The sequence below is a fragment of the Desertimonas flava genome (genome assembly GCF_003426815.1).
Lineage (GTDB): Bacteria > Actinomycetota > Acidimicrobiia > Acidimicrobiales > Ilumatobacteraceae > Desertimonas > Desertimonas flava.
In genome coordinates this window covers 1-21,535 of the sequence record NZ_QKYK01000042.1, presented here as the reverse complement: position 1 = coordinate 21,535, position 21,535 = coordinate 1, and the positions used below count along the sequence as shown (strand labels likewise).

Below are 21,535 nucleotides of genomic sequence, written 5' to 3'. Positions count from 1 at the left end.
TCAACATCACTCGGGGGGATCGATGGAAGGTTCGACTGACCAGAAGGTGCAGAAGGAAGGGCGCGTCGGCGCGGTGCGTCCGTTCGACGAATCGGGCGTCACCCGCGGGGCCGACGGGGTCCTCCGCTACGACGACCTGCCGCCGACGATCGGCGCCATGTTCCTGGCGACAGCGACGGCGAATCCTGACGCCGAGGCGATCGTCGAGCTGGATGGCCGGCGCCTCACGTACGGGGAGCTGCACGCCGAAGCGGGCGCCGTCGCCGGCGGTCTCGCCGCGGCCGGGATCGAGCCCGGCGACCGGGTCGCGATCATCCTGCCCAACGGAGCCGAGTGGGTGGTGGCGTTCTTCGGCGCCGTGCTGGCCGGCGCCGTCGTCGTGCCCGTCAACACCCGCCTGGCCGAGCCGGAGATCGACTACATCCTCGAGGACTCCGGCGCCAGCTACGTGTTCCGGCCCGGCGAGTCGCTGCCGAGCGGCGACCCGGTCGACCGGGCGTCGAGCGAGCCGACCGACCTCGCCGCCATCTGCTACACGAGCGGGACGACGGGCCGGCCCAAGGGGGCGATGCTCAGCCACGAGAACTTCATGGCGAACTGCGAGACGTGCCGGCGCATCATGCACTTCCCCCGCCAGATCGCCATCCGCAACCTGGTGTCGGTTCCGCTGTTCCACGTCACCGGCCTCAACAGCCAGCTGCTGATCACGGTGTGGTTCGGCGGGACGACGGTCATCATGCCGGCGTTCGAGGTCCAGCGCTTCCTGCGGGCGATCGAGGAGGAGCGCATCGACGTGCTCACGTCCGTCCCGGCCATCTTCTGGCTGGCGATGAGCCAGCCGGCGTTCGCCGAGACCGACGTGTCGAGCGTGCGTTGGCTCACCTACGGCGGGGCACCGATGCCGCCCGACGTGATCGCCAAGCTGCGCTCCGAGTTCCCCAACGCCCGTCTCGGCAACGGCTTCGGCCTCACCGAGACCTCGTCCGTGTCGACGTTCCTGCCCCACGAGTACTGCGACGTCCGCCCCGAGACCGTGGGCTTCGCCGCCCCGGTCATCGAGCTCGACCTGTTCGAGGAGTCCGACGGCGTCGGTGAGCTGTTGATCCGTGGCCAGAACGTCGTGGCGGGCTACTGGAACAAGCCCGAGCAGTCGGCCGAGACGTTCGTCGACCACTGGCTGCACACGGGCGACCTGGCTCGCATCGACGCCGACGGGTACGTGCAGATCGTCGACCGCAAGAAGGACATGGTGAACCGCGGCGGCGAGAACGTGTACTGCGTCGAGGTCGAGAACGCCCTCGCCCAGCACCCGGATGTCTTCGAGGTCGCCGTGGTCGGCGTCCCCGACTCGATGATGGGCGAGAAGGTCGGCGCGGTGATCGTGCCCACGCCCGGAGCGGCGCCGGATGCGGCCGAGGTGGCCCGGTTCGCCCGCACCCTGCTCGCCGACTTCAAGGTGCCCCAGTACGTGGCGTTCCGCGACGAGCCGCTCCCCCGCAACCCCAACGGCAAGGTCCTCAAGCCGGTGCTGCGGGAGCACACGGAGTGGGGCGACCCGCTCCGCTGACATCGTCGAAGGGGCGATCGTCACGCCGACGCGTTCTCCGGGACCGTCGGCGCGGCGTATTGCTCACGGAGCACGGTCTTGAGCACCTTGCCGCTCGCGTTGCGCGGCAGGGCATCGATGAGCCGCACCGCCGTGGGCTTCTTGTACGACGCCAGGCGGTCCTTGCACCACGCGATGATCTCGTCCTCGCTCGGCGGTGACGCCGGGTCGCTCGGCGTGACGACGGCGACGGGCGTCTCCACCCACTTCTCGTGCGGGACGCCGATGATCGCCACCTCGAGCACGCCGGGGTGGGCGTCGATCACGGCCTCGACCTCGGCGCAGTAGATGTTCTCGCCGCCCGAGATGATCATGTCCTTCTTGCGGTCGACGACGTAGATGTAGCCCTCGGCATCGCGCCGAACCAGGTCGCCGGAGTGGAACCAGCCGCCGGCGAACGCCTCGGCGGTGGCCTCGGGCTTGTTCCAGTACTCCTGGAGCACGGTCGGGCCGCGGTAGACGATCTCACCGATCTCGTCGACGCCGACGTCGTTCATGTCGTCGTCGACGATGCGCACCTCGACGTTGACGACCGGCGTGCCGACCGACCCCATCTTGCGCACGGCGTCCTCGCCGCGCAGCACGCACGTGACCGAGCTCATCTCGGTCTGGCCGAAGGCATTGAAGTTGGGGACGCCCGGGAACGTGTCGGCCATCGCCTGGAGCACCGACGGCGGCGCCACCGACGCGCCCCACGAGATGCGCCGCAGCTGCAACTTGCGATCGGCGATGCCGGGCACGGCGCAGATCTGCTGCCACTGCGTCGGCACGAAGTAGCAGCCGGTGACGCCCTCGCGCTCGAGGATCTCGACCGTGCTGGCGGCGTCGAACTGGCCTGACGGCAGGAGGACGACCGTCCCCCCCGTGAGGAGGTACGGCAGGATGCCGTTGAGTCCGCCGATGTGGAACAGCGGCAGGCCCGACAGCCAGACCTCGTTGTCGCCGATGCCCATCGTCAGCATCATGTTGTAGGTGTTGAACAGGAGGTTGCCGTGCGACAGCACAGCGCCCTTGGGCCGGCCCGTCGTTCCCGACGTGTACATGATGAAGGCCCGCTCGTCGAGGCTGACGATCACGTCGGGCGCTTCGGCGCCGGCGGCGGCCAGGGCGTCCTCGTAGCGCTCGCCGCGTTCGCCGGCGTCGCCGGCCGGGCCGTCGCCGGTGACGAGGCAGTGCCGAACGCTCGGGACCGATGCCAGGGCGGCGCCGGCCGTCTCGGCGAGCCCGTCGTCGACGATCAGCACGCCGGCCCCGCAGTCGCCGAGGATGTAGACGATCTCGTCGGCGACGAGGCGGAAGTTCACCGGCACGCAGATCGCCCCGAGCTTGGCCGCCGCGAGGTAGGCCTCGATCACCTCGAGGCGGTTCGTCATCAGCGTGGCGACGCGGTCGCCGCGACCGATGCCTCTCGCCGCGAGTGCGTTGGCCAAGCGGTTCACGCGCGCGTCGAGCTCGGCGAACGTCAGTGTCGAATGCTCGAACTTGTAGGCGATCTTGTCGGGCGTCTTGCGGGCGATGCGGGCCAGCTGTTCTCCGTGGGCCAGGCTCCGTGCGCTGTCGAGTGACGTCATCGTCGGTCCTCCTTCTCAGGCCGTGCAGGCGGCGTACATGGTTTCGAGCTCGCGGCGGATGTCCGGGCCGCTCGGTTGGTAGACGACCTCGGTGACACCGGCGGCGCCGAGGTCGTCGATCTTGCGCCGCACCTCGGTCGGCGAACCGGTCACCGTGGTGCTGGGCAGCAGCGCACCACCGGTGACGGCCCACGCCACACGGTCGGCCTCGTTCAGTTCGATGCAGTGACCGGTGTGCACGGCGAGGTGCCGCTCCGCCTCGTCGTGCTCGCCGATCGAGGCCAGCCACTCGGGCCCACCGGGGATGGCGGCCACGGCGTCCGGGCCGGACAGCTCGTAGGTGGCGTGGTAGGCCAGCGCTCCACCCGGTCCGGCGGCGGCCTGCACCCGCGGCGACGAGGTGACGTCCTCGCCGTCGCCGAGCACCGTCCCCCAGTAGAGATAGGCGACCCAGTCGAACTGGCCGGGCTCCAGCCCGCCGGTCGTCGTCGTCACGTACAACCCGTCGCCGAGGCGCCGAGCGATGTCCTGTCCCTTGGGACCGATCGCCCCGATCAGCACCGGCACATCGACCGGGCGGGCGGCACCGCTGCCCTCTGGATGGAGCATGCGCATCCGCGCGCCATCCCACTCGATCGTCTCACCGCGCAGCAGCGAGCGAAACGCCTCGATGTAGTCGACCATGAAGCGCCACGAGATCGCCCCGTACCCCATCGCCCGGCGGCCGGTGAACCCGGTGCCGAACGAGACGGCCACCCGTCCCGGCGCCAGCGCCTCGAGTGCGGCCGTCGCGGCGGCGTTCGTCATCGGATGACGCAGCGTGGGGATCAGGACGCCGGGCCCGAGTCCGATCCGCGACGTCCGCTCGGCGGCCAGCGCCAGCGACATCCAAACGTCGGGGCTCTGCTGCGGCGTGTCGTACAACCACGCCCGGTGGTAGCCGATCTCTTCGGCGACGCGGATGTCGTCGGGCGACGACATCGTGGTGGGGAAGGCACACGAGACGTGCATCGCTCAGAACAGGTCCCAGTACGAGTCACGCTGGCGCATCTCGTCCGCCGTCTCCTCGAGGATCACCCGCCCGGTACGCATGACCGACACGCGGTCGGAGATGCGCAGGGCCTGCCCGACGTTCTGTTCGAGCAGCAGCACCGACAGGCCCTGGTCGGCCAGGCGGCGGATGGCGTCGAAGATCGAGCCGACGACGGCAGGAGCCAGGCCCAGCGATGGCTCGTCGAGCAGCAACAGCCGCGGCTGGGTCATCAGGGCGAGACCGAGACTGACCATGCGCTGCTGACCGCCCGACATCGTCCCGGCGAGCTGCTTGGCGCGCTCGTCGAGGATGGGGAAGAGCTCGTACACCGAGCGCAACCGGCGATCGCGCTCTTCGGCGCTCACCCCCGGCGCGCCGAGCAGCAGGTTGTCGGTCACCGTGAGGTCGGCGAAGACGAAGCGCTCGGACGGGATGAGCGCCATTCCCCGGCGCACGTTGACGCGAGGTGAGGTGCCGGTGACGTCCTGCCCGTCGTAGAACACCGAGCCGGCACGCGGCGACAGGGCACCGATGACGCTCTTGATCACCGTCGTCTTGCCGGCGCCGTTGTGGCCGAAGAGCGACACGACCTCGCCCTCGCCGACGCCGAGCGACACGCCGAACACGACCTCCTTGCGCCCGTAGGCACAACGCAGGTCCCGGACATCGAGCAGGAGGTCAGGCGACACCGAAGTACGCCTCCGCCAGTCGCGGCGAGCCGGTCAGGTGATCGAGGGTGCCCTGATCGGTGATCCTTCCCAGTTCCATGAAGTAGGTGTGATCGGCGAGCCGGCCGACCACGTGCAGGTTGTGCTCGACGATGCACACCGTGCGACCCTGATCGCGCACCTGCTCGATCAGCGACAGCATCGTGTCGACCCAGACCGTGTCGATGCCCGAGGCCGGTTCGTCGAGGAGCAGGACGGGCGCCTCGGTCGCCAGGACGCGTGCGAGGGCGACGAGCTTCGACTGCCCGAACGACAGGGCGCCGCCGGGCACGTCGGCGAAGGCCGACATCCCGACGAACTCGAGCCACTTGTCGGCCGCCTCGCGGGTCGCGACCTCGGCGTCCCGAACGGCGCCGGGCGAGGTGAACAGCCGTGGCACCGACTCGCCCAGCTGGCGCTGCACCCCCAGCATCACGTTGGCCCGACAGCTGAGGCGGGGCACGATGCGCACGTCCTGCCACGATCGGACCATGCCGTACCCGGCCACCGCGTTCGGCGTGCGACCGACGAGCTCGCGGCCCTCGAGACGGATCGAACCGGCGTCGGGTCTGATGAACCCCGTCAGCAGGTTGAACACCGTGGTCTTGCCGGCGCCGTTCGGGCCGACGAGTGCGGTGATGGTCCCGCGGCGCAGCTCGAGGTCGAGCTCCGACGCCGCGACGATGCCGCCGAACGACTTCGACAGGCCCTTCACGTCGAGCACGACAGGTGCCGACTTCCACCGCGAGGTGTCCCCGGCCGGGCTCTCCTCGGCGACGCGAAGGACCGGTGCCGGCGGGTTGTCGGTGGCGGCGTCGCCGGGAATCGCGCTGGCCCGTCGCCACGTGGCCGGGCGGAACGGGTTGACGCCTTCGGGCAGCAGCCCTTCGGGCCGCAGCCGCATCAATACGACGAGCAGCAGGCCGTAGATCGTCAGGCGCCAGAGACCGGCCGTCTCCGGGCTGAGCGACACCGCCCACTCGAGCAGCGGCTTGGTGAGCACGACGGTAGCTGCCCCGAGCACCGAGCCGTAGAGGTTGCCCAGCCCACCGAAGATCACCATGGCGAAGATCGACAGCGACACGTCGAAGCCGAACTGGCTGGGCGTGGCGATCGAGTTGAACGACGCCAGCAGACCGCCTCCGAGACCGGCGAGGGCGCAGGTCACGCCGAACACGAGGATCTTGGCGGCGACGACGTTCTTGCCGAGCGAGCGCATCGCTTCGGGGTCGTCGCGGAGGCCCCGCAGCACACGACCGAACGGCGACTCGCCGAGACGGTGGCAGAGCGCGAACGTCAGCACGAGGAACACGAGCAGCGGCAGGAGCCAATCCCGCGGCGACGCCAACGTCCAACCGAACAGCGAGGCCTTGGGGATGTTGATCAGCCCGTAGGTGCCGCCCAGCTGCGGGAACGTCTGGAACAGGCCGAGCAGCACCGACGACACGGCAAGCGTCAACAGAATGAGGTACTCGACCGACAGCCGCAGGGCGGGGAGGGCGACCGCCACCCCGAACAGCCCGGCGACGAGCGTGCCCACGAACACCCCGAAGAACAGGTTCCAGTGGTGGGTCAAGGCGAGGTATCCCACCGAGTAGCCGCCGACCGCGGCGAACGCTGCGTGGGCCACCGACACCTGGCCGGCGAACCCGAGCAGCAGGTTGAGCGAGATCGCCAGGATGCCGAAGATGAGCACCTGATCGGCGTAATTGGAGAAGATGCTCATCTGCTGCGTTCTCCGGCCACGCAGGCCGCGTGAACGGCCGGCTCCGCTAGCGCTCCGCCGGCCTTCACCGCTCGAACTCCAGGACGCTCGCTTCGCTCGCTGACATCCGGACGGATCACAACGCCTCTCTCGGACGGGTCAGCAAGCGCCGGATGTCGAAGCGGAGGGGGCCGCCGGCGGCGATCGACTTGGCGACGAGGTAGACGAGCAGGATCACGAAGACCGAGATCTGCGTCCACCGCACCGACACCCACAGCGAGCTCATCGTCTCGATGAGACCGACGCCGATGCCGGTGAGATACACCCTGACCGGCGAGCTGGCCGTCCCCCCGAAGAAGGCGACGACGAAGGCGAGCACGACGGGGCGGAAGCCCATCGACGGTTCGACGGAGAACTTCGTCGCCGCGAAGATCGCCGCGACACCGGCGAGGAACGTGCTGGCGGCGAACACCACGACGTAGACGAGCCGCGGATCGATGCCGATCAGCAGTGCCATGTCGGGATTGCTGCGCGTCGCCTTCACCGCCCGACCGAAGGACGTGTACCGCAGGGCGGCGGCGAGCAGCAGCACGAGGACGGCCGCCGTGCCGACGGCGTACAGGTCGATGTTGATGAGGTTGGCGCCGCCGATCTCGACGCCGCGGATCTTCCAACCGCGAAGTCCGTTGGTCTGCGACCCCCAGACGATGCGGATGAAGTTCTCCAGGGCGATGCCGAGGCCGAGGGCGGCGACGAAGATCGCCAACAGTGCGTTGCCGCCGGCGCGGACGGCGAGTGGTCGGTAGACGAACCACTCGACGCCCGCACCGGCGAACGGGATCAGCACGAGAGCAAGGACGACAGCCGGCCAGTAGCCGAGCCCGACGCGATCGACGAACGTGAACGCCAGGTAGGCGGTCAGCGTGTAGATCGCACCGAACGCGAAGTGGAACCGACCGGTCACGCCCAGGATGAGGGCGAAGGCGACGCCGAGCAGTCCGTAGGCGGAACCGTTGACGATGCCCGAGGCAAAGAGTTGCCGCGCTTGTTCGAGGCTGACCGCCAGCACGTCGGATCAGGCGAGCCGGAAGTCGGCGGCGGCGATGTCGAAGAACGCCAACGGCGTGACGGCACCGTCCTTGTAGTTGAAGACGCCCATCGGACGCTGGATCACCGAGTGCGTCACGGGATCGAGCGTGTACGAGCCGATCGTCGACTCGTCGCCGCCGTACACCGAGACCGCGGTCAGGTTCTCCTGGAAGGCGGCGTCGAGGTCGGCACCGCTGTTGAAGTCGCCGCCGCCTTCGATCACCCTGCGGATCACCTCCCACATCACGAGCGTGTTCTCGTAGAAGTTCGCCGCGTAGAAGTCGGGGAACTCGTCGTCGTAGGCGGCCTGGTACTCGGAGATGAACAGCTTCGCCAGCGGGCTCACGCCGACGCTCTCGTCGAAGTAGTCGGCGGCGAAGGTGAAGCCGTACTCGTCGTACGCGCCGTTGGAGGCGTTGAGGCCGTCCGGCGTGAACTCGAAGCCGAAGAAGGGGGCCTCGATGCCGCTCACGTAGTACTGCGAGGCGAAGTGCCCCGGGTCCTGGCCCGAGCCGTAGGCGATGAGGATGTCGGGCTCGTTGGCCTGGATCTTCGGGAGCAGGGTGGAGTAGTTCGACTCGCCGACGGGGTAGAGCTCGAACAGGCCGTTGAACTCGTAGCCGGCCGCCTCGAACTTGGCGAGGATGTCCTCGCGGATCTGGCTGTTCGTCGGCTCGCCGAGGTCCCAGCCGATGAAGCCGAGCGTCTTGGCGTCGGGCAGGACGGTCTTCGTGTACTCGAGGAGCCCCGGGATCGCGTCGTTGGGTGTGATCGCGCGAGTGCCCCAGAAGAAGGGCTTACCCTGGGCGAACGTGCTGGTTCCGCCACCGCCGTCGAGGGTGAAGCACTGGTATTGCTCGGTCCCCGGGAGCATCGACCCCAGGTTGTCGCAGTACGACGCCAGCTTGGCGGGATAGCCCGCTTCGCCGAGCTCACGCATCGCATCCACGCCGGCTTGGGCGTCGCCCGACTTGTGATCGAGGTACTTCACCTCGAACTGCGGGCCACCCGCGGCGGCGATGTGGGCCACGGCGAGGTCGATGCCGCGGCTCATCGTCTGGCCGTAGTACGAGCCGGCCCCGGTCATCGCCAGCACCGCGCCCATCTTGAACGTCTCGCCGCCGCCGGCGGTCGCCGGGTCGATGCCGAGCAGCTCGGCGAGCTGCGCCCCGGCATCGGCGCTCCGTGGCCGGCGCAGGCCGGCTGCTCGCTTCGGTCGGGCTGGCCCGGCGGCACCTGCCAGGTGTCCGCCTGCGGCCACGGCAACACCGGTGAGCCCGAGAGCCCGCAGTGCGTTGCGTCGTGACAGCGTCCGCCCGAAGAGCCCGTCCTGCTCACTGCGCTGATTCATCGAATCCCCCTGCCTTGTGTTGGCGACCCCCGTCGCCCCTCGTGGCCGCCCGTCCAGGCGACTCGCCGTAGTTAAGATGACTGCGACGTCACAGTCAAGTCGAGCGCTTCGGCGCCCGTTCGCACGGCGCCGATCGGGCGCTCAGGTGGAGCGTCGTCGCTTCCGCCGCGGCGGCACCGGGTCGGGTTCGGGCAGGCCGAGAGCCCGCACCCACAGGCGCGACAGGGTGTCGAGGCCGACGTCGGGATCGTGGTCCTCCCCGAGCACCAGCCACACGTAGATCGTGCGGTCGACCATCGATCCGAGCGAGCTGGCCGCGTAGTGGGGGTCGAGGTGAGGGCTGGCCAGCCCTTCGGCCTGCCACCGGCGGATCGCCTTCTCGGTGCGGTCCACGTACCGCCGTCGGATCACCACACGCTGCTGGCGCAAGGTGTCGTCGAAGGTGGCGACAGCTTCGAGCACCTTGTTGAGTGCCCGGTTCCGGCGGTAGGCCTCGTAGTACGCCCGGTTCGTCTCGAGGATTCGCTCGAACGGCGTCTCGGCCGCCGATTGCCGGCTCGGCCGCTCGGCGAAGAGCTCCTCTTGCGACCGCTCGATCACCTCCATGAAGACCTGCTCCTTGGAGTCGAAGTACTTGTAGAACGTCCCGTGGGCCATGTTGGCCTCGGCCGAGATGTCCGTGATGCGGGCGTCGAGGAAGCCGTCGCGTTCGAACACGCGACGAGCCGCCGCGAGCATCGCCTCCCGCGTGCGCAGACCGCGAGGGGTGAGCTGGTCGACCGTGGCCGCGGTCGGGGTGGTCCGACGCGGCGCGGTGCGCCTCGGCGGGCGGGCACGTGTTGGGAGAGGCTCCACCATCGTTCGGGATCGTAGTCCCGCTGGCAACCCTCGACGTGACCTTGACGTCGACGTCACTTCATCCGTATGGTGCGCAAGGATGGACTTCGCTCTCCCGGCCGACATTCAGACCACGCTCGACCAGCTCGACGACTTCATCGAGCGGGAGATCAAGCCGCTGGAGCAGGCCGACGACAACATCCGCTTCTTCGACCACCGGCGCGAGTGGGCCCGAACGGACTTCGAGAACGGCGGCATTCCCACGGCGGAGTGGGAGGACCTGCTGGCGCAGATGCGACGCAAGGCCGACGAAGCCGGTTGGCTGCGCCTCGCCCTCCCCGCCGAGTACGGCGGCCGCGACGCCAGCAACCTCGAGATGGCGATCATCCGCGAGCACCTGGCGACGAAGGGCCTCGGCCTCCACAACGACCTGCAGAACGAATCGTCGATCGTCGGCAACTTCCCGACCGTGCTGATGATGCGCGACTTCGGCACCCCGGAGCAGCAGGCCGAGTGGATGCCCGGATTCCTCGACGGCTCGCGACGACTTGCGTTCGGCCTCACCGAACCCAACCACGGCAGCGACGCCACGTACATGGAGACGACAGCGGTCCGCGACGGCGACGAGTGGATCATCAACGGGGCCAAGCGCTGGAACTCGGGCCTCCATCACGCGACGCACGACATCATCTTCGCCCGCACGTCAGGCGAGCCGGGATCGGCCGGCGGTATCACGGCGTTCCTCGTGCCGACCGACTCACCCGGGTTCAAGGTCGAGTTCTTCTGGTGGACGTTCAACATGCCGACCGACCACGCCGAGGTAACGCTGCGTGACGTCCGCGTCGGCAACGACGCCGTGTTCGGCACCGTCGACCACGGCCTCGACCTCGCCCAGCACTTCGTGCACGAGAACCGCATCCGCCAGGCGGCGTCGTCGCTCGGCGCCGCGCAGTTCTGCATCAACGAGGCCGTGGCGTACGCCAACGGTCGCACCACGTGGTCGAAGCCGCTCAGCACGAACCAGGGCATCCAGTTCCCCCTCGTCGAGTTGCACACGGAAGCAGCGATGCTCCGCCAGCTCATCCGCCAGACGGCCTGGAGCCTCGACCAGCAGCACCACCTCGAGCTCACCCACGCCGTGGCGATGTGCAACTACCGTGCCAACCGGCTGGCCTGCGACGCCGCCGATCGGGCGATGCAGACGTGCGGCGGCGTCGGCTACAGCCGCCACATGCCGTTCGAGCACATCTACCGCCACCACCGCCGCTACCGCATCACCGAGGGCTCCGAGGAGATCCAGATGCGCAAGGTGGCCAAGCACCTCTTCGGCTTCGGCCGCAAGCCGTAGGCCCGACGTTTGACGGGGTAACAGATGGTGCCAGGCACCATCTGTTCCCCCGTCAGCGGTCAGCGAGCGGCGAAGTAGTCGAGCGAGGCCGGGTCGGCGAGCGAGTCGCGCGAGGCCACCGACTCGGGGTCCGCCCCGCCGAGAATGCGCTTCACCGGCAGTTCCAGCTTCTTGCCCGAGAGCGTGCGCGGGATCGTCGGCACGGCCTCGATGGCATCCGGCGTGTGACGAGGTGACAGCTCACGGGCCAGTGCTCTGCGGATCGCCGTCCGCAGATCGTCGGTGAGTTCGGCCCCGGGCGTGAGCGTGACGAAGAGGACCAGCTCGCCGAGCCCGCCGGCGTCCGTCGTGTCCTCGAGGTGGACGACGAGGCTGTCGGCGATCTCGTCGAAGCCCTCGACGACGGCATAGAAGTCGCTCGTGCCGAGGCGGACCCCACCGCGGTTCAGCGTGGCGTCGGACCGGCCGCTGATCACGCACGACCCGTCCTCCTGGAACGTGATCCAGTCGCCGTGACGCCAGACCCCGGGGAAGTCCTCGAAGTAGGCGGCGCGGTACCTGGAGCCGTCGGCGTCGTTCCAGAACCCCACCGGCATCGACGGCATCGGCGCCGTGACGACGAGCTCACCCGTCTCGCCCACCGCACACGGCGTCCCCTCGGGCGTGAACGCCTCGACCCGGCAGCCGAGCAAGCGACCGCCGAGCTCGCCGGCGCGGACGGGCTGCACGGCCGACGAGCCGATGAACGCCGTGCACACGTCGGTGCCCCCGGCAATCGACGCGACGTTGACGCCGAGCGTGTCGACGATCCAGCGGAACCCGTCGGCCGGGAGCGGCGAGCCGGTGGACCCCACCTGGCGGAGCGTCTCCTTCAGCGATGCCGGCGGGACGACCCCCGCCTTGCGGCACGCCATCACGAACGACGCCGACGTGCCGAACACGGTGGTCGCCGACTCGGCGGCCACGTTCCACAGCGTGTCGAGCGACGGTGCGCCGGGATCACCGTCGAACAGGACGATCGTGGCCCCGACGAGGAGACCCGACACGTTGTAGTTCCACATCATCCAGCCGGTCGTGGTGAACCAGAAGAAGCGGTCGGCCGGACCCATGTCGTGATGCAACGTGAGCACCTTGAGGTGCTCGGCGACGATGCCGCCGTGCCCGTGGACGATCGCCTTGGGCAGACCGGTGGTTCCCGAGCTGAACAGCACGTACAGCGGGTGATCGGCGGCCATGGGCGTCGCCGCGAGCGGGGCCGGTTCGGCGAGCAACTGCTCCCACGTCACGATCGCCGGGGCCCCGGCGCCGGCCGGCGCCGGGAGCGCCTCGTCGGGGAAGAGGTAGGGCACGTGGACCACGTTCCGCAGCGTCGGGAGCTCGGCAACGATCTCGGCGACGTGTTCCCGGCGGTCGATCTGCTTGGACCCGTACCCGTAGCCGTCGACGGTGACGAGCACGACCGGTTCGATCTGGGCGAGGCGGTCGGCGACCGACCGCACGCCGAACTCGGGGGCACAGCTCGACCACACGGCGCCCAGCGAGGCGGTGGCCAGGAAGGCGACGAGCGTCTCGGGGATGTTGGGGGCGTAGGCCACGACCCGGTCACCCTCGGCCACTCCGAGCGTGCGCAGGCCGGCGGCGCAACGAGCGACGGCGTCGGCGAGCTCCGACCAGGTGAGGTCGACCCGGTCGCGGGTCTGGCTGTACGCGGTGACCGCGAGCTGGTCAGGGGTCGACGTCGCGGCAGCCAGCGCCTGGTCGGCGTAGTTGAGCCGGCCTCCCGGGAACCACCGGACTCCGGGCATGGAGTCACCCTCCCGGACGGCGGTCGGGCGGTCGAACCAGCGCATTCCGCAGAACTCGGTCGCCGCGGCCCAGAAGCCGTCGATGTCGTCGACCGACCAGTCGGTGAGCTCGGCGAGCGACCCCAGTCCCCGGGAGGCGGCGAAGCGTCCGATGGCGCTGTTCGCCCAGGCGTCGTCGGCGGGGGACCAGATCAGCTCACCTCGTGTCACCCGGCCTTCATAACCCACGAAGTCCCCGCGCCGCCAGACCGCTCCCCCTACGGGCCGGGCCCCGTGTCACACCGCTCGTGGCGTCAATCCACCGGCGGCGGCCACGCGGCTGGGGAGGCCGTGGCCGACGAGCTCGGCCAGGAGGGGTCCGGCGGCGAGCAGCTGATCGAGGTCGATGCCGGTGGCGATCCCGGCATCGTCGAGCAGCAGCACGAGGTCCTCGGTGGCCAGGTTGCCGCCGGCGGCCGGGGCGAACGGCGAGCCGCCGAGCCCACCGAGCGCGGTGTCGAAGCGGCTCACACCGAGGCCGATGGCTGCCCACGCGTTGACGAGCGCCGTGCCGCGCGTGTCGTGCAGGTGCAGTCCGACGTCCCTGCCGGTGGCGTCGAGGACCTCACCGATGCGGCGTGGCGTCGCCATTCCGGTGGTGTCGGCGAGCGTGATCCGGTCGATGCCGACCCGCCGGGCGTGGTCGACGATGGCGAGAACATCGTCCGGACCGACTCGTTCGCCGGCGAACGGCGAGCCGAAGCAGCACGAGACGACCTCGTCGAGCACCGCGTCGGGAGCCGCCTGACGGATCGCCTCGACCTGGCCCTGCGCCTCGGCCACCGTCATGTGAACGTTCTTCTCGCTGTAGGCGGGCGACGCCGAGATCGTGATGGTGAGATGCCCCAAGCCGGCGGCGGTGGCGAGGTGGGCGCCCTTGACGTTGGGAACGAGCGCCCAGGTCGTCGCGTCGTCCGGGAGGTTCTCGGCGACGAGCGCCGCCACGTCGGCCGCTCCCGCCATCGCCGGCACCGCCTTCGGCGACACGAACGAGGCCACCTCGACGTCCCGGACCCCTGCCGCGAGCAACGCGGCGACGAGCTCGGCCCGGCGCTCCGGCTCGACCGGCCGCTCCCCCTGGAGCCCGTCACGGGCAGCCACGTCGCGGATCCGCACGACAGCGCTCATGTCCGTGCACCGTACCGACCGGGGACACCGGGCGATAAAGGCGGTGGACGAGGGGCCATTCATGGTGAACTTGCGTCGTGATTTCACTCCGCAAGAAGACCCTCACCGCTGTTGCCCTCGCCTCACTGCCGGTCACGGCGTTTGCCGCCTCCGCCGGTGCGGCCCCCGCCGGCGTGCTCCCCGACGATCTCGGGTTCCTCGACACCGACACGATCGATGAGGTCGTCGCCAGCGCCGAGAACGGCAGCGCCGACTGTGCGGCTCTGGAGACCGTGATGGGGATCGCCCTCATCTCGTCGTTCGCGTCGGGCGACTGGGACTTCGGCACCTCCGACTCCGACCCCGCCGACACGATCCCCGAGATCAGTCCGGAAGCGTTCTGGGGGGTCTCGGCGCCGTTCCTCCTGCCGCTCCTCGACCGGGTGAGCACGGACGATCCGGCGGCGGCCGCCCTCGTCGAGATGGTCGGTCCCCAGCTCGCCGGCGCCGTGCAGGAGCTGCGTGACATGGGCTTCACCGACGACGAGCTGCTCCTGATCCAGGACTCGTGGGCCCTCGACATGGTGATGAGCGACACGGACATCACCGAGCCGGACGATTCGGCCCTCGCCGATCTGGAGGCGCGCGCCGAGGAGCTCTTCACGTACGACTTCGCGTCGATCACGTTCCTCGACGAGGAGGACTCCGGGGATCTGCCGGGCGAGGACGACGAGGAGCTGCCCTGGGCGAGCGGGTGCCCCGAGACGGCCAGCATGCTCGACTTCGACATGGAGCCGGTGTCGGCGACGATGGACTTCGAGGTCACGATCACCGCTCCCTGATCGTGGTGCGGCTGGGGCACGCCGACTTCGCGGCGACTGTCGAACCGTTCCGGGACGAGGTGGTCGCCCACTGCTACCGCATGCTCGGGTCGCTGCACGATGCCGAGGACATCGTTCAGCAGACCTGGGTGCGGGCGTGGAAGGCGTGGCCGAGGTTCGAGGCCAGGCTCGATGACGAGCAGCGCTCGGTTCGCGCCTGGCTGTACCGGATCGCCACCAACCGATGCCTCACGGTGCTCGGCCGCGACCAGCGCCGGCGGGAGCTGCCCGCCGAGATGACACCTGCGGCCGAATCGGCACAGGAGCTGCTGTGGCTCGAACCACTGCCCGACTCGCGGATCGCCTTCGCCGAGCGGCTCGACCCGGCCGATCGGCTCGTCGCCCGAGAGAGCATCGAACTGGCCTTCGTCGCGGCGCTGCAGCGGATGCCCCCGAAGCAGCGCGCCGTGCTCGTGCTGCGCGAGGTGCTCGGCTACTCGGCCGCCGAGGTGGCCGACCTGCTCGACATCTCGGTGGCGGCCGTCAACAGCGCGATGCAGCGAAGCGTCGCCCAGCGCTCGTCGTTGCGGCACGCCGAGCCGGTGTCGACGGCCGACCGTGACGATGTCGCCCGTCGCTACGCGGCAGCGTGGGAGGCGGGGGACGTCGACGCGATCGTGGCGATGCTGACCGAGGACGCCCGCTACTCGATGCCACCACTCCCCGAGTGGTACTCGGGACGCGATGCCATTCGCGCCTGGTTGCTCGACGGGCCACTCCGAACCCGCTGGCGGTTCGTCCGCTCCGACGCCAACGGAGCGCCGGCGTTCGCCACGTACATGTGGGACGGAGAGCGGTACCTGCAGATGGGGCTCGACGTGCTGACCGTTCGCAACGGATCGGTCGCCGAGATCGTGTCGTTCCTCTCGAGCGACTTCGCCGATCTCGGCCTCCCCCGATCGTTTCGCGGGGATTCTCCGCCGCCGCGATGAGTTCCGTACGCGACCGGGGTTGACAGGGCAGGACACACGAACAGAGGAGACGTCCATGCCCACCCACACCACCGACCGGTCCATCGACGAGGCGCAGATCCGTACGTTGATCGAGCGTTGGGCCCGAGCGGCCCACGACGGTGACATCGACACGGTCCTCGCCGACCACACCGACGACATCGTGATGTTCGACGTGCCGCCGCCCCAGGAGGGCGCACGGGGACCTGACGCCTACGCGGCCACGTGGCCGCAGTTCTTCGAATGGCAGGCCGGCGGTGCCACCTTCGACCTCCTCGAGCTCGACGTCACCGCCGGTGAGGAGGTGGCGTTCGCCTGGGCCCTGCTGCGCTGCGGCACCCCGGCCGAGAACGCCGCTCGGCCCGACCGCCGGCTGCGTTTGACGATCGGCCTGCGCCGGCACGACAACCGCTGGCTGATCGCCCACGAGCACCACTCGTTCGCCGCCGAGCCTGACAGCGAGGGCTGACGGCGCAGGGATCGGCGCTCGCCACACGGCCGGGATGGGGCCCTCGGATCAGACCGGAGGCACGCCGTGGCGACGGGTGGCGAAGTGGCGCTCCTTGTTGCGGGCGTTGGCGATGCGCCGGATCAGGTCGGCGCGCAGCTGCTCGGGCTGGATGATCGCGTCGATGACCAGCTCCGAGGCGAGGCGCAGGAGGTCGACGTCGGACTCGTAGATCGAGCGCTGCTCGGCGACGAACGCCTCGCGCTCACCGTCGTCGTCGATCGCCGCGATCTTGTTGGCGAAGACGGCGTTGACGGCGGCCTCGGGCCCCATCACGGCGATGCGAGCGGTCGGCAGGGCGATCGTTGCCTCGGGCGCGAACGCCGGACCTGACATCGCATAGAGCCCGGCGCCATAGGCCTTGCGGACCACGACGGACACCTTGGGAACCGTCGCCTCCGACACCGCTGTCACCATCTTGGCGCCGTGGCGGATGATGCCCTGGCGCTCGACGGCCGAGCCGATCATGAAGCCGGGGACGTCGGCGAGGAACACGAGCGGGATGTTGAAGGCGTCGCACAGCCAGATGAAGCGCGCCGCCTTGTCGGCCGAGTCGACGAACAGCGTTCCGGCGAGGTGCGCCGAGTTGTTGGCCACGATGCCGACGGGATGACCGTCGAGGCGGGCCAGGCCGACGATCAGCTCGCGGGCGAACAGCGGCTTGATCTCGAAGAAGCTCTCGGCGTCGACGATCCCGTCGATGACCGTGTGCATGTCGAACGGCACGCGTTCGTCGGCCGGCACCGTGTCGATCGTCAGCGGGGTCTCCGGCTCGGCCGCCTCGTAGACCGGCGGCTGCTCCTTCCACGTCCGCGGGAAGTACGTGAGGTACGCCCGAGCCTGGTCGATGGCGTCGGCGTCGTCGGCGGCGAGATTGTCGGCGCACCCCGACTGCGAGACGTGCATGCGGGCGCCGCCCATCTCCTCCAGCGTGGTGATCTCCCCCACCACCATCTCGGCCATGCGCGGCGAGCCGAGGTACATCGACGCGTTGCCGTCGACCATGAAGACGATGTCGCAGAACGACGGGATGTACGCCCCGCCGGCCGCCGACGGACCGAAGAGGCAGCACACCTGGGGCACCTGGCCCGACAGGCGCACCTGGTTGTAGAAGATTCGCCCGGCCCCGCGACGTCCCGGGAACAGCTGGACCTGGTCGGTGAGTCGCGCTCCGGCCGAGTCGACCAGCCAGACGATCGGGACCTGCTCGGCGAGCGCGGCCTCGGACGCCCGAACCATCTTCTCCACCGTGCGGGCGCCCCACGAGCCGGCCTTGACCATCGGGTCGTTGGCGACGATCACGGCCGGGACGCCGTCGATGGTTCCGTGCCCGGTCACCACGCCGTCGGCCGGGAGCCCTTCGGCCTGGTTGTTGGCGAGAAGGGCGTCCTCGACGAACGACCCGGGGTCGACCAACAGATCGATGCGCTCGCGTGCGGTCAGCTTGTTCTGGCCCCGCAACTTGGCCAGACCCCGCTCGTCGGGTTCTGCGGCCCGGGCTACGGCCGACGCGATCTCCTCGTGCATGCCGCCACGGTAGGCGGCGGACCCGCACTCGGCGAACGCGACCGCGCCCTCGGTGCGTACGCTCGGGCCCCGCATGGACACCGACCTCGTGCTCTCCCCGTTCGGTGCCGATCCTGCTGAGATGGTCGCTGCCGCCGTCGCGGCGGACCGGGTCGGGTTCGCCGGGGTGTACACCTACGACCACTTCAGCGGTCTCGTCGCCGGCAAGCCGTGGTCGCGTGATCCGTTCGCCGTGCTCGGTGCGGTCGCCGTGTCGACCAGCCGCGTTCGCCTCGGCGTGCTGGTCGCCAACATGGTCAACCGCCATCCGGCGCAGCTCGCCTGCGCCGTCGACACCCTCCAGGCGCTGGCGCCAGGTCGCGTGATCTGCGGGATCGGGGCCGGCGCGTCGCCGGGGACGGCGTTTGCCGCCGAGCACGACGCGATCGGTCGATCCCTCGAGCGGGCAGCCGAGCGGCGCACCCGGCTGGTCGCCACGATCGACCGGCTGCGGGCGATCTGGCGGGGCGACGGCGTCCCGGCAGTGGTCGACGGTCCCGACGCCCCGCCGATCATCGTCGGGGCGAGCAGCGCCGCCACCGGAATGCTGGCGGCGAGCCATGCCGACGGTCTCAACCTCCAACGCGGCCGCGACGATGCGTTGCTGTCCTCACGAATCGAGGCGATCCGTGAGGGTGCCGCTGGTCGTCCGTTCGAGATCAGCGTGTTCGACGCGCTGGACATCGCGCATCCACTCGGCGGCGACCCGGTACCGCTCGTCGCGATCGGCGCGGACCGTCGCACGTTGCACGTGTCGGCGCCGTATCCCATCGAGGCGATCGAGCGCATCGCTGCCAACCTCGCGGCGAGCTGATCGGCACCCGTTGCCGCGGCTCAAGACCGGGCGCGCCTCAGTCCGGCGACCGTCCCGGCCGTCAGCTCGATCGCCAGCTCCTCGCCGGGGCACCGGTGCGGACCGGCGCCGAACGGCCGGCCGCCGATGTCCACCGTGACGAGCTCGCCGTCGGCCCGGAACCGGCGGGCGACGCGTACCGGAGGGTGGTCGAGCAGCGCGGTCACCACGAGCTGCCGAGCCTGGTCGAGACCGAGAGGTGTCGTACCCGGGCGAGTCAAGGCGCTGCGCACGAGATCGGCGACGGCATCGCACGTCTGTAGCAGCAACCCGATGCGGTTGGCGGCGTCGAGCGTCTCGTCTCCGCGTACCAGTTGCAGCAGCTCCGGTACGGCGTCGACCGCCTCGCCGGGATCACCAGAGGCGCCAGGGCCCATCCCGCGCGCCACCGCGCCCGCCAGCGCGGCGGCGCGTCCCGCATCCTCTGCACTGACGCCAACCGCCTCGGCCATCACCCGCAACGGGACGTGGAAGGGCGCGGCGTCACGATCCGACGATTCGGCCGCCACTGCCATCGCCCGGTCCCCGAGCCGGCGGATGTTCAACGTCTGGATGAACCGCTCGATGCGTTGCCGGCGGACTCGGTGCTCCGCGCCGTCGTGCCACCGCACGAGGTCGGCATGAACGTCTCCGGCACTCGTACCGACCAGCGCGCTCGGTGTTCGTTCGGCTGGGGGCCGGACGAACAGGGCGTCATCATGCAGCGGGTCGTTCAGATCGGACACTCCGTGAGCGTGCCAGTCGAACGGTTCCAGCGTGCCGGAACCATCGGCGACCTACGCTCGCCAGCGTGACGTCGGCAGCCGAACCCCGCGACACCGATTGCGATGTCGACGTGTCGGCGATCGCTCGGCTCATCGGCGAGCCGGCCCGCGCCGCCATCCTGCACGCCCTCCTCGATGGGCGTGCTCTGACCGCTGGCGAGCTCGCCACGGTGGCCGGCCTCAGCCGACCGGCGACGAGCAACCACCTCGGACAACTGGCCGACGGTGGCCTGATCACGATGCTCTCATCCGGCAGACATCGCTACGCCCGGCTGGCCGGCCCGGAGGTGGCGACCGCGCTCGAGGCGCTCGCCATGATCAGCCCGCCGGTTGCGGTGCGCAGCATGCGCATGAGCAGCGCGGCTCGGGCGCTGCGGCCGGCGAGACTCTGCTACGACCACCTCGCCGGCGAGCTCGGCGTGCGGATCCACGACGCACTCGTCGCGGCCGGTGGCGTGGAGCTCACCGACGACGGCATGCGCCTCACCGAGACCGGGCAACGGTGGGTCGCCGGGATCGGCGTCGACCTCGCTGTCGTCCGAACGTCGAGACGCCCTGAGCTACGGACCTGCCTCGACTGGACCGAGCGGCGCTTCCACCTCGCCGGTTCGGTCGCTGCGGCGCTGACCACCTCAGTCCTCGAACTGGGCTGGCTCGAGCGACGCCGGCCCGGTGAGCGTGGCCTCACGATCACGCCCACGGGTCGACGCCGGCTCGAGCCGTTGCTCGCCGAGCTGGAGGCGTCCCCAAGAGTGTGACCATCGGCTCTACCCTGCCCGCCCCGGACGAAGGATGATGGGGTCGAGAAGGGCTCGATGAGAGGAGGGTCCCATGGCACGGTCGGCGGCCGACGAACCTCGTCGAATCGCGTTGGCCCGCGCCACACCTCCTCGTCATGTTCGAGGATCTGTGATGGCGAAGCCGAGCCGGCTCGGCCTGATGTCTGCGGTGCTGTCGGCACTGCTCGTCGTGCTGCTCGTTCCCTTTGGCGGGCATGCGGCGAGTCCGTCGGTCGTCGTGTCCCGTGTGATGACGCCCGCCAAGCTGGTCGCACTCACGTTCGACATGGGGAGCGACGCCGGCAACGTCACACGCATCCTCAGCGCGCTGTCCGGTGAGGGAGTCACAGCGACGTTCTTCGTTACCGGCCGGGCCGCCCAGACCGCGCCCGCCGCCGTGCGATCGATCGTCGCGGGAGGCCACGAGATCGGCAACCACTCGCACACGCACCGCCTCTTCACCGAGCTGACGGCCGCCCAGATCGCCACCGAACTGGCCCAAGCGGCGACGGCGATCACGGTCGCCGCGGGCCGGGCGCCGAAGCCGCTCTTCCGACCGCCTGAAGGCGCGTACAACTCGTCGGTGCTGCAGGCCGTGGGAAACGCCGGCTACCCGCACACGATCATGTGGACCATCGACACGGCCGATTGGCAGGGAACAAGCTCGACGACGATCCGCGACCGGGTCGTCTCGAGGGCGGTGCCGGGCGCGATCGTCTTGATGCACGTCGGCGCCGGCGCCCCGGGCACGCCCGGGGCCCTGCCCGGCATCATCTCGGCCCTCGAGTCGCAGGGGTACCGGTTCGTGACCGTGTCGCAGCTCCTGGCGGCACCGACGACCGGCCAGACCGTCCACGTGGTCCAGGCGGGTGACACGTTGTACCGCATCGCCCTGCGCTACGGCACCTCCGTCGCCGCCATCGTCGCCGCCAACCACCTCCCGAACGCCAACCTCATCCGCGTCGGCCAGATCCTCATCATCCCGACCGCCGGGACCACCCCGACGACCCCACCACCCACGACCACACCGGTCCGG

18 protein-coding genes and 1 pseudogene are annotated in these 21,535 nt (G+C 69.9%); 8 read left to right on the top strand and 11 right to left on the bottom strand.

What is annotated here, in order from left to right; translation table 11 throughout:
* Nucleotides 1-22: 22 nt before the first annotated feature.
* The gene (locus DN771_RS26865) at nucleotides 23-1,567 is read left to right on the top strand and encodes a class I adenylate-forming enzyme family protein (protein WP_117000654.1); all 1,545 of its coding nucleotides are present in this window, start codon (nucleotides 23-25) and stop codon (nucleotides 1,565-1,567) included.
* A 20-nt stretch (nucleotides 1,568-1,587) separates the two neighbouring features.
* Here the strand turns inward: DN771_RS26865 and DN771_RS26860 are convergent, their stop codons facing one another.
* The 7 genes from DN771_RS26860 to DN771_RS26830 form a co-directional block, all read right to left on the bottom strand.
* Nucleotides 1,588-3,177, bottom strand: a complete 1,590-nt coding sequence (locus DN771_RS26860; protein WP_117000653.1) for a long-chain-fatty-acid--CoA ligase — start codon at nucleotides 3,175-3,177, stop codon at nucleotides 1,588-1,590.
* Between the two features lie 15 nt (nucleotides 3,178-3,192).
* Complete coding sequence (locus DN771_RS26855; RefSeq protein WP_117000652.1) at nucleotides 3,193-4,188, bottom strand: LLM class flavin-dependent oxidoreductase; 996 nt, start codon at nucleotides 4,186-4,188, stop codon at nucleotides 3,193-3,195.
* A gap of 3 nt (nucleotides 4,189-4,191) precedes the next feature.
* Complete coding sequence (locus tag DN771_RS26850; protein ID WP_205528794.1) at nucleotides 4,192-4,899, bottom strand: ABC transporter ATP-binding protein; 708 nt, start codon at nucleotides 4,897-4,899, stop codon at nucleotides 4,192-4,194.
* Nucleotides 4,889-6,643 (bottom strand): branched-chain amino acid ABC transporter ATP-binding protein/permease, encoded by a 1,755-nt coding sequence (locus DN771_RS26845; protein ID WP_117000651.1) that lies wholly within the window; start codon nucleotides 6,641-6,643, stop codon nucleotides 4,889-4,891. Before DN771_RS26845 ends, DN771_RS26850 begins: the two co-directional genes overlap by 11 nt.
* A 115-nt stretch (nucleotides 6,644-6,758) precedes the next feature.
* Nucleotides 6,759-7,691 carry a branched-chain amino acid ABC transporter permease gene (locus DN771_RS26840; protein ID WP_117000650.1) on the bottom strand — a complete coding sequence of 311 codons (933 nt, stop codon included), beginning with the start codon at nucleotides 7,689-7,691 and terminating at the stop codon, nucleotides 6,759-6,761.
* Nucleotides 7,692-7,697: 6 nt separating this feature from the next.
* Nucleotides 7,698-9,062, bottom strand: a complete 1,365-nt coding sequence (locus DN771_RS26835; protein WP_117000649.1) for an ABC transporter substrate-binding protein — start codon at nucleotides 9,060-9,062, stop codon at nucleotides 7,698-7,700.
* 141 nt (nucleotides 9,063-9,203) lie between these two features.
* Nucleotides 9,204-9,920 (bottom strand): TetR/AcrR family transcriptional regulator, encoded by a 717-nt coding sequence (locus DN771_RS26830; RefSeq protein WP_117000648.1) that lies wholly within the window; start codon nucleotides 9,918-9,920, stop codon nucleotides 9,204-9,206.
* A 79-nt stretch (nucleotides 9,921-9,999) separates the two neighbouring features.
* Between DN771_RS26830 and DN771_RS26825 the strand changes: the two genes are divergently transcribed.
* Complete coding sequence (locus tag DN771_RS26825) at nucleotides 10,000-11,247, top strand: acyl-CoA dehydrogenase family protein (protein ID WP_117000647.1); 1,248 nt, start codon at nucleotides 10,000-10,002, stop codon at nucleotides 11,245-11,247.
* Nucleotides 11,248-11,306: 59 nt separating this feature from the next.
* Here the strand turns inward: DN771_RS26825 and DN771_RS26820 are convergent, their stop codons facing one another.
* Together DN771_RS26820 and DN771_RS26815 are read right to left on the bottom strand one after the other, a co-directional pair.
* A complete protein-coding gene (locus DN771_RS26820; protein WP_162942459.1) occupies nucleotides 11,307-13,262 on the bottom strand; it encodes an acetoacetate--CoA ligase in 1,956 nt (651 codons plus the stop codon).
* Nucleotides 13,263-13,328: 66 nt separating this feature from the next.
* The gene (locus DN771_RS26815; RefSeq protein ID WP_162942458.1) at nucleotides 13,329-14,219 is read right to left on the bottom strand and encodes a beta/alpha barrel domain-containing protein; all 891 of its coding nucleotides are present in this window, start codon (nucleotides 14,217-14,219) and stop codon (nucleotides 13,329-13,331) included.
* Nucleotides 14,220-14,296: 77 nt separating this feature from the next.
* Here DN771_RS26815 and DN771_RS26810 point away from each other — a divergent pair, with 77 nt between their 5' ends.
* From DN771_RS26810 to DN771_RS26800, 3 genes and pseudogenes are all read left to right on the top strand, one after another.
* Complete coding sequence (locus DN771_RS26810) at nucleotides 14,297-15,040, top strand: hypothetical protein (protein WP_117000645.1); 744 nt, start codon at nucleotides 14,297-14,299, stop codon at nucleotides 15,038-15,040.
* Nucleotides 15,040-16,011 (top strand): RNA polymerase subunit sigma-70, encoded by a 972-nt coding sequence (locus tag DN771_RS26805; protein ID WP_420810943.1) that lies wholly within the window; start codon nucleotides 15,040-15,042, stop codon nucleotides 16,009-16,011. Before DN771_RS26810 ends, DN771_RS26805 begins: the two co-directional genes overlap by 1 nt.
* Before the next feature lie 55 nt (nucleotides 16,012-16,066).
* Nucleotides 16,067-16,471 (top strand): annotated as a pseudogene (locus DN771_RS26800) (YybH family protein); the annotation flags it as partial.
* A 75-nt stretch (nucleotides 16,472-16,546) separates the two neighbouring features.
* Here DN771_RS26800 and DN771_RS26795 read toward each other — a convergent pair.
* Nucleotides 16,547-18,064, bottom strand: a complete 1,518-nt coding sequence (locus DN771_RS26795) for an acyl-CoA carboxylase subunit beta (protein WP_117000665.1) — start codon at nucleotides 18,062-18,064, stop codon at nucleotides 16,547-16,549.
* A gap of 73 nt (nucleotides 18,065-18,137) precedes the next feature.
* On the opposite strand from DN771_RS26795, the gene DN771_RS26790 reads away from it, so the two are divergent.
* The gene (locus DN771_RS26790) at nucleotides 18,138-18,917 is read left to right on the top strand and encodes an LLM class flavin-dependent oxidoreductase (protein WP_117000643.1); all 780 of its coding nucleotides are present in this window, start codon (nucleotides 18,138-18,140) and stop codon (nucleotides 18,915-18,917) included.
* 20 nt (nucleotides 18,918-18,937) lie between these two features.
* On the opposite strand, the gene DN771_RS26785 is transcribed toward DN771_RS26790, so the two are convergent.
* Nucleotides 18,938-19,681, bottom strand: a complete 744-nt coding sequence (locus DN771_RS26785; protein WP_117000642.1) for a cytochrome P450 family protein — start codon at nucleotides 19,679-19,681, stop codon at nucleotides 18,938-18,940.
* A 65-nt stretch (nucleotides 19,682-19,746) separates the two neighbouring features.
* Between DN771_RS26785 and DN771_RS26780 the strand changes: the two genes are divergently transcribed.
* On the top strand, nucleotides 19,747-20,478 hold the full coding sequence (locus tag DN771_RS26780; RefSeq protein WP_205528791.1) for an ArsR/SmtB family transcription factor: 732 nt from the start codon (nucleotides 19,747-19,749) through the stop codon (nucleotides 20,476-20,478).
* A 154-nt stretch (nucleotides 20,479-20,632) separates the two neighbouring features.
* The coding region (locus DN771_RS26775; protein ID WP_117000641.1) for a polysaccharide deacetylase family protein at nucleotides 20,633-21,535 on the top strand (903 nt) is incomplete at its 3' end.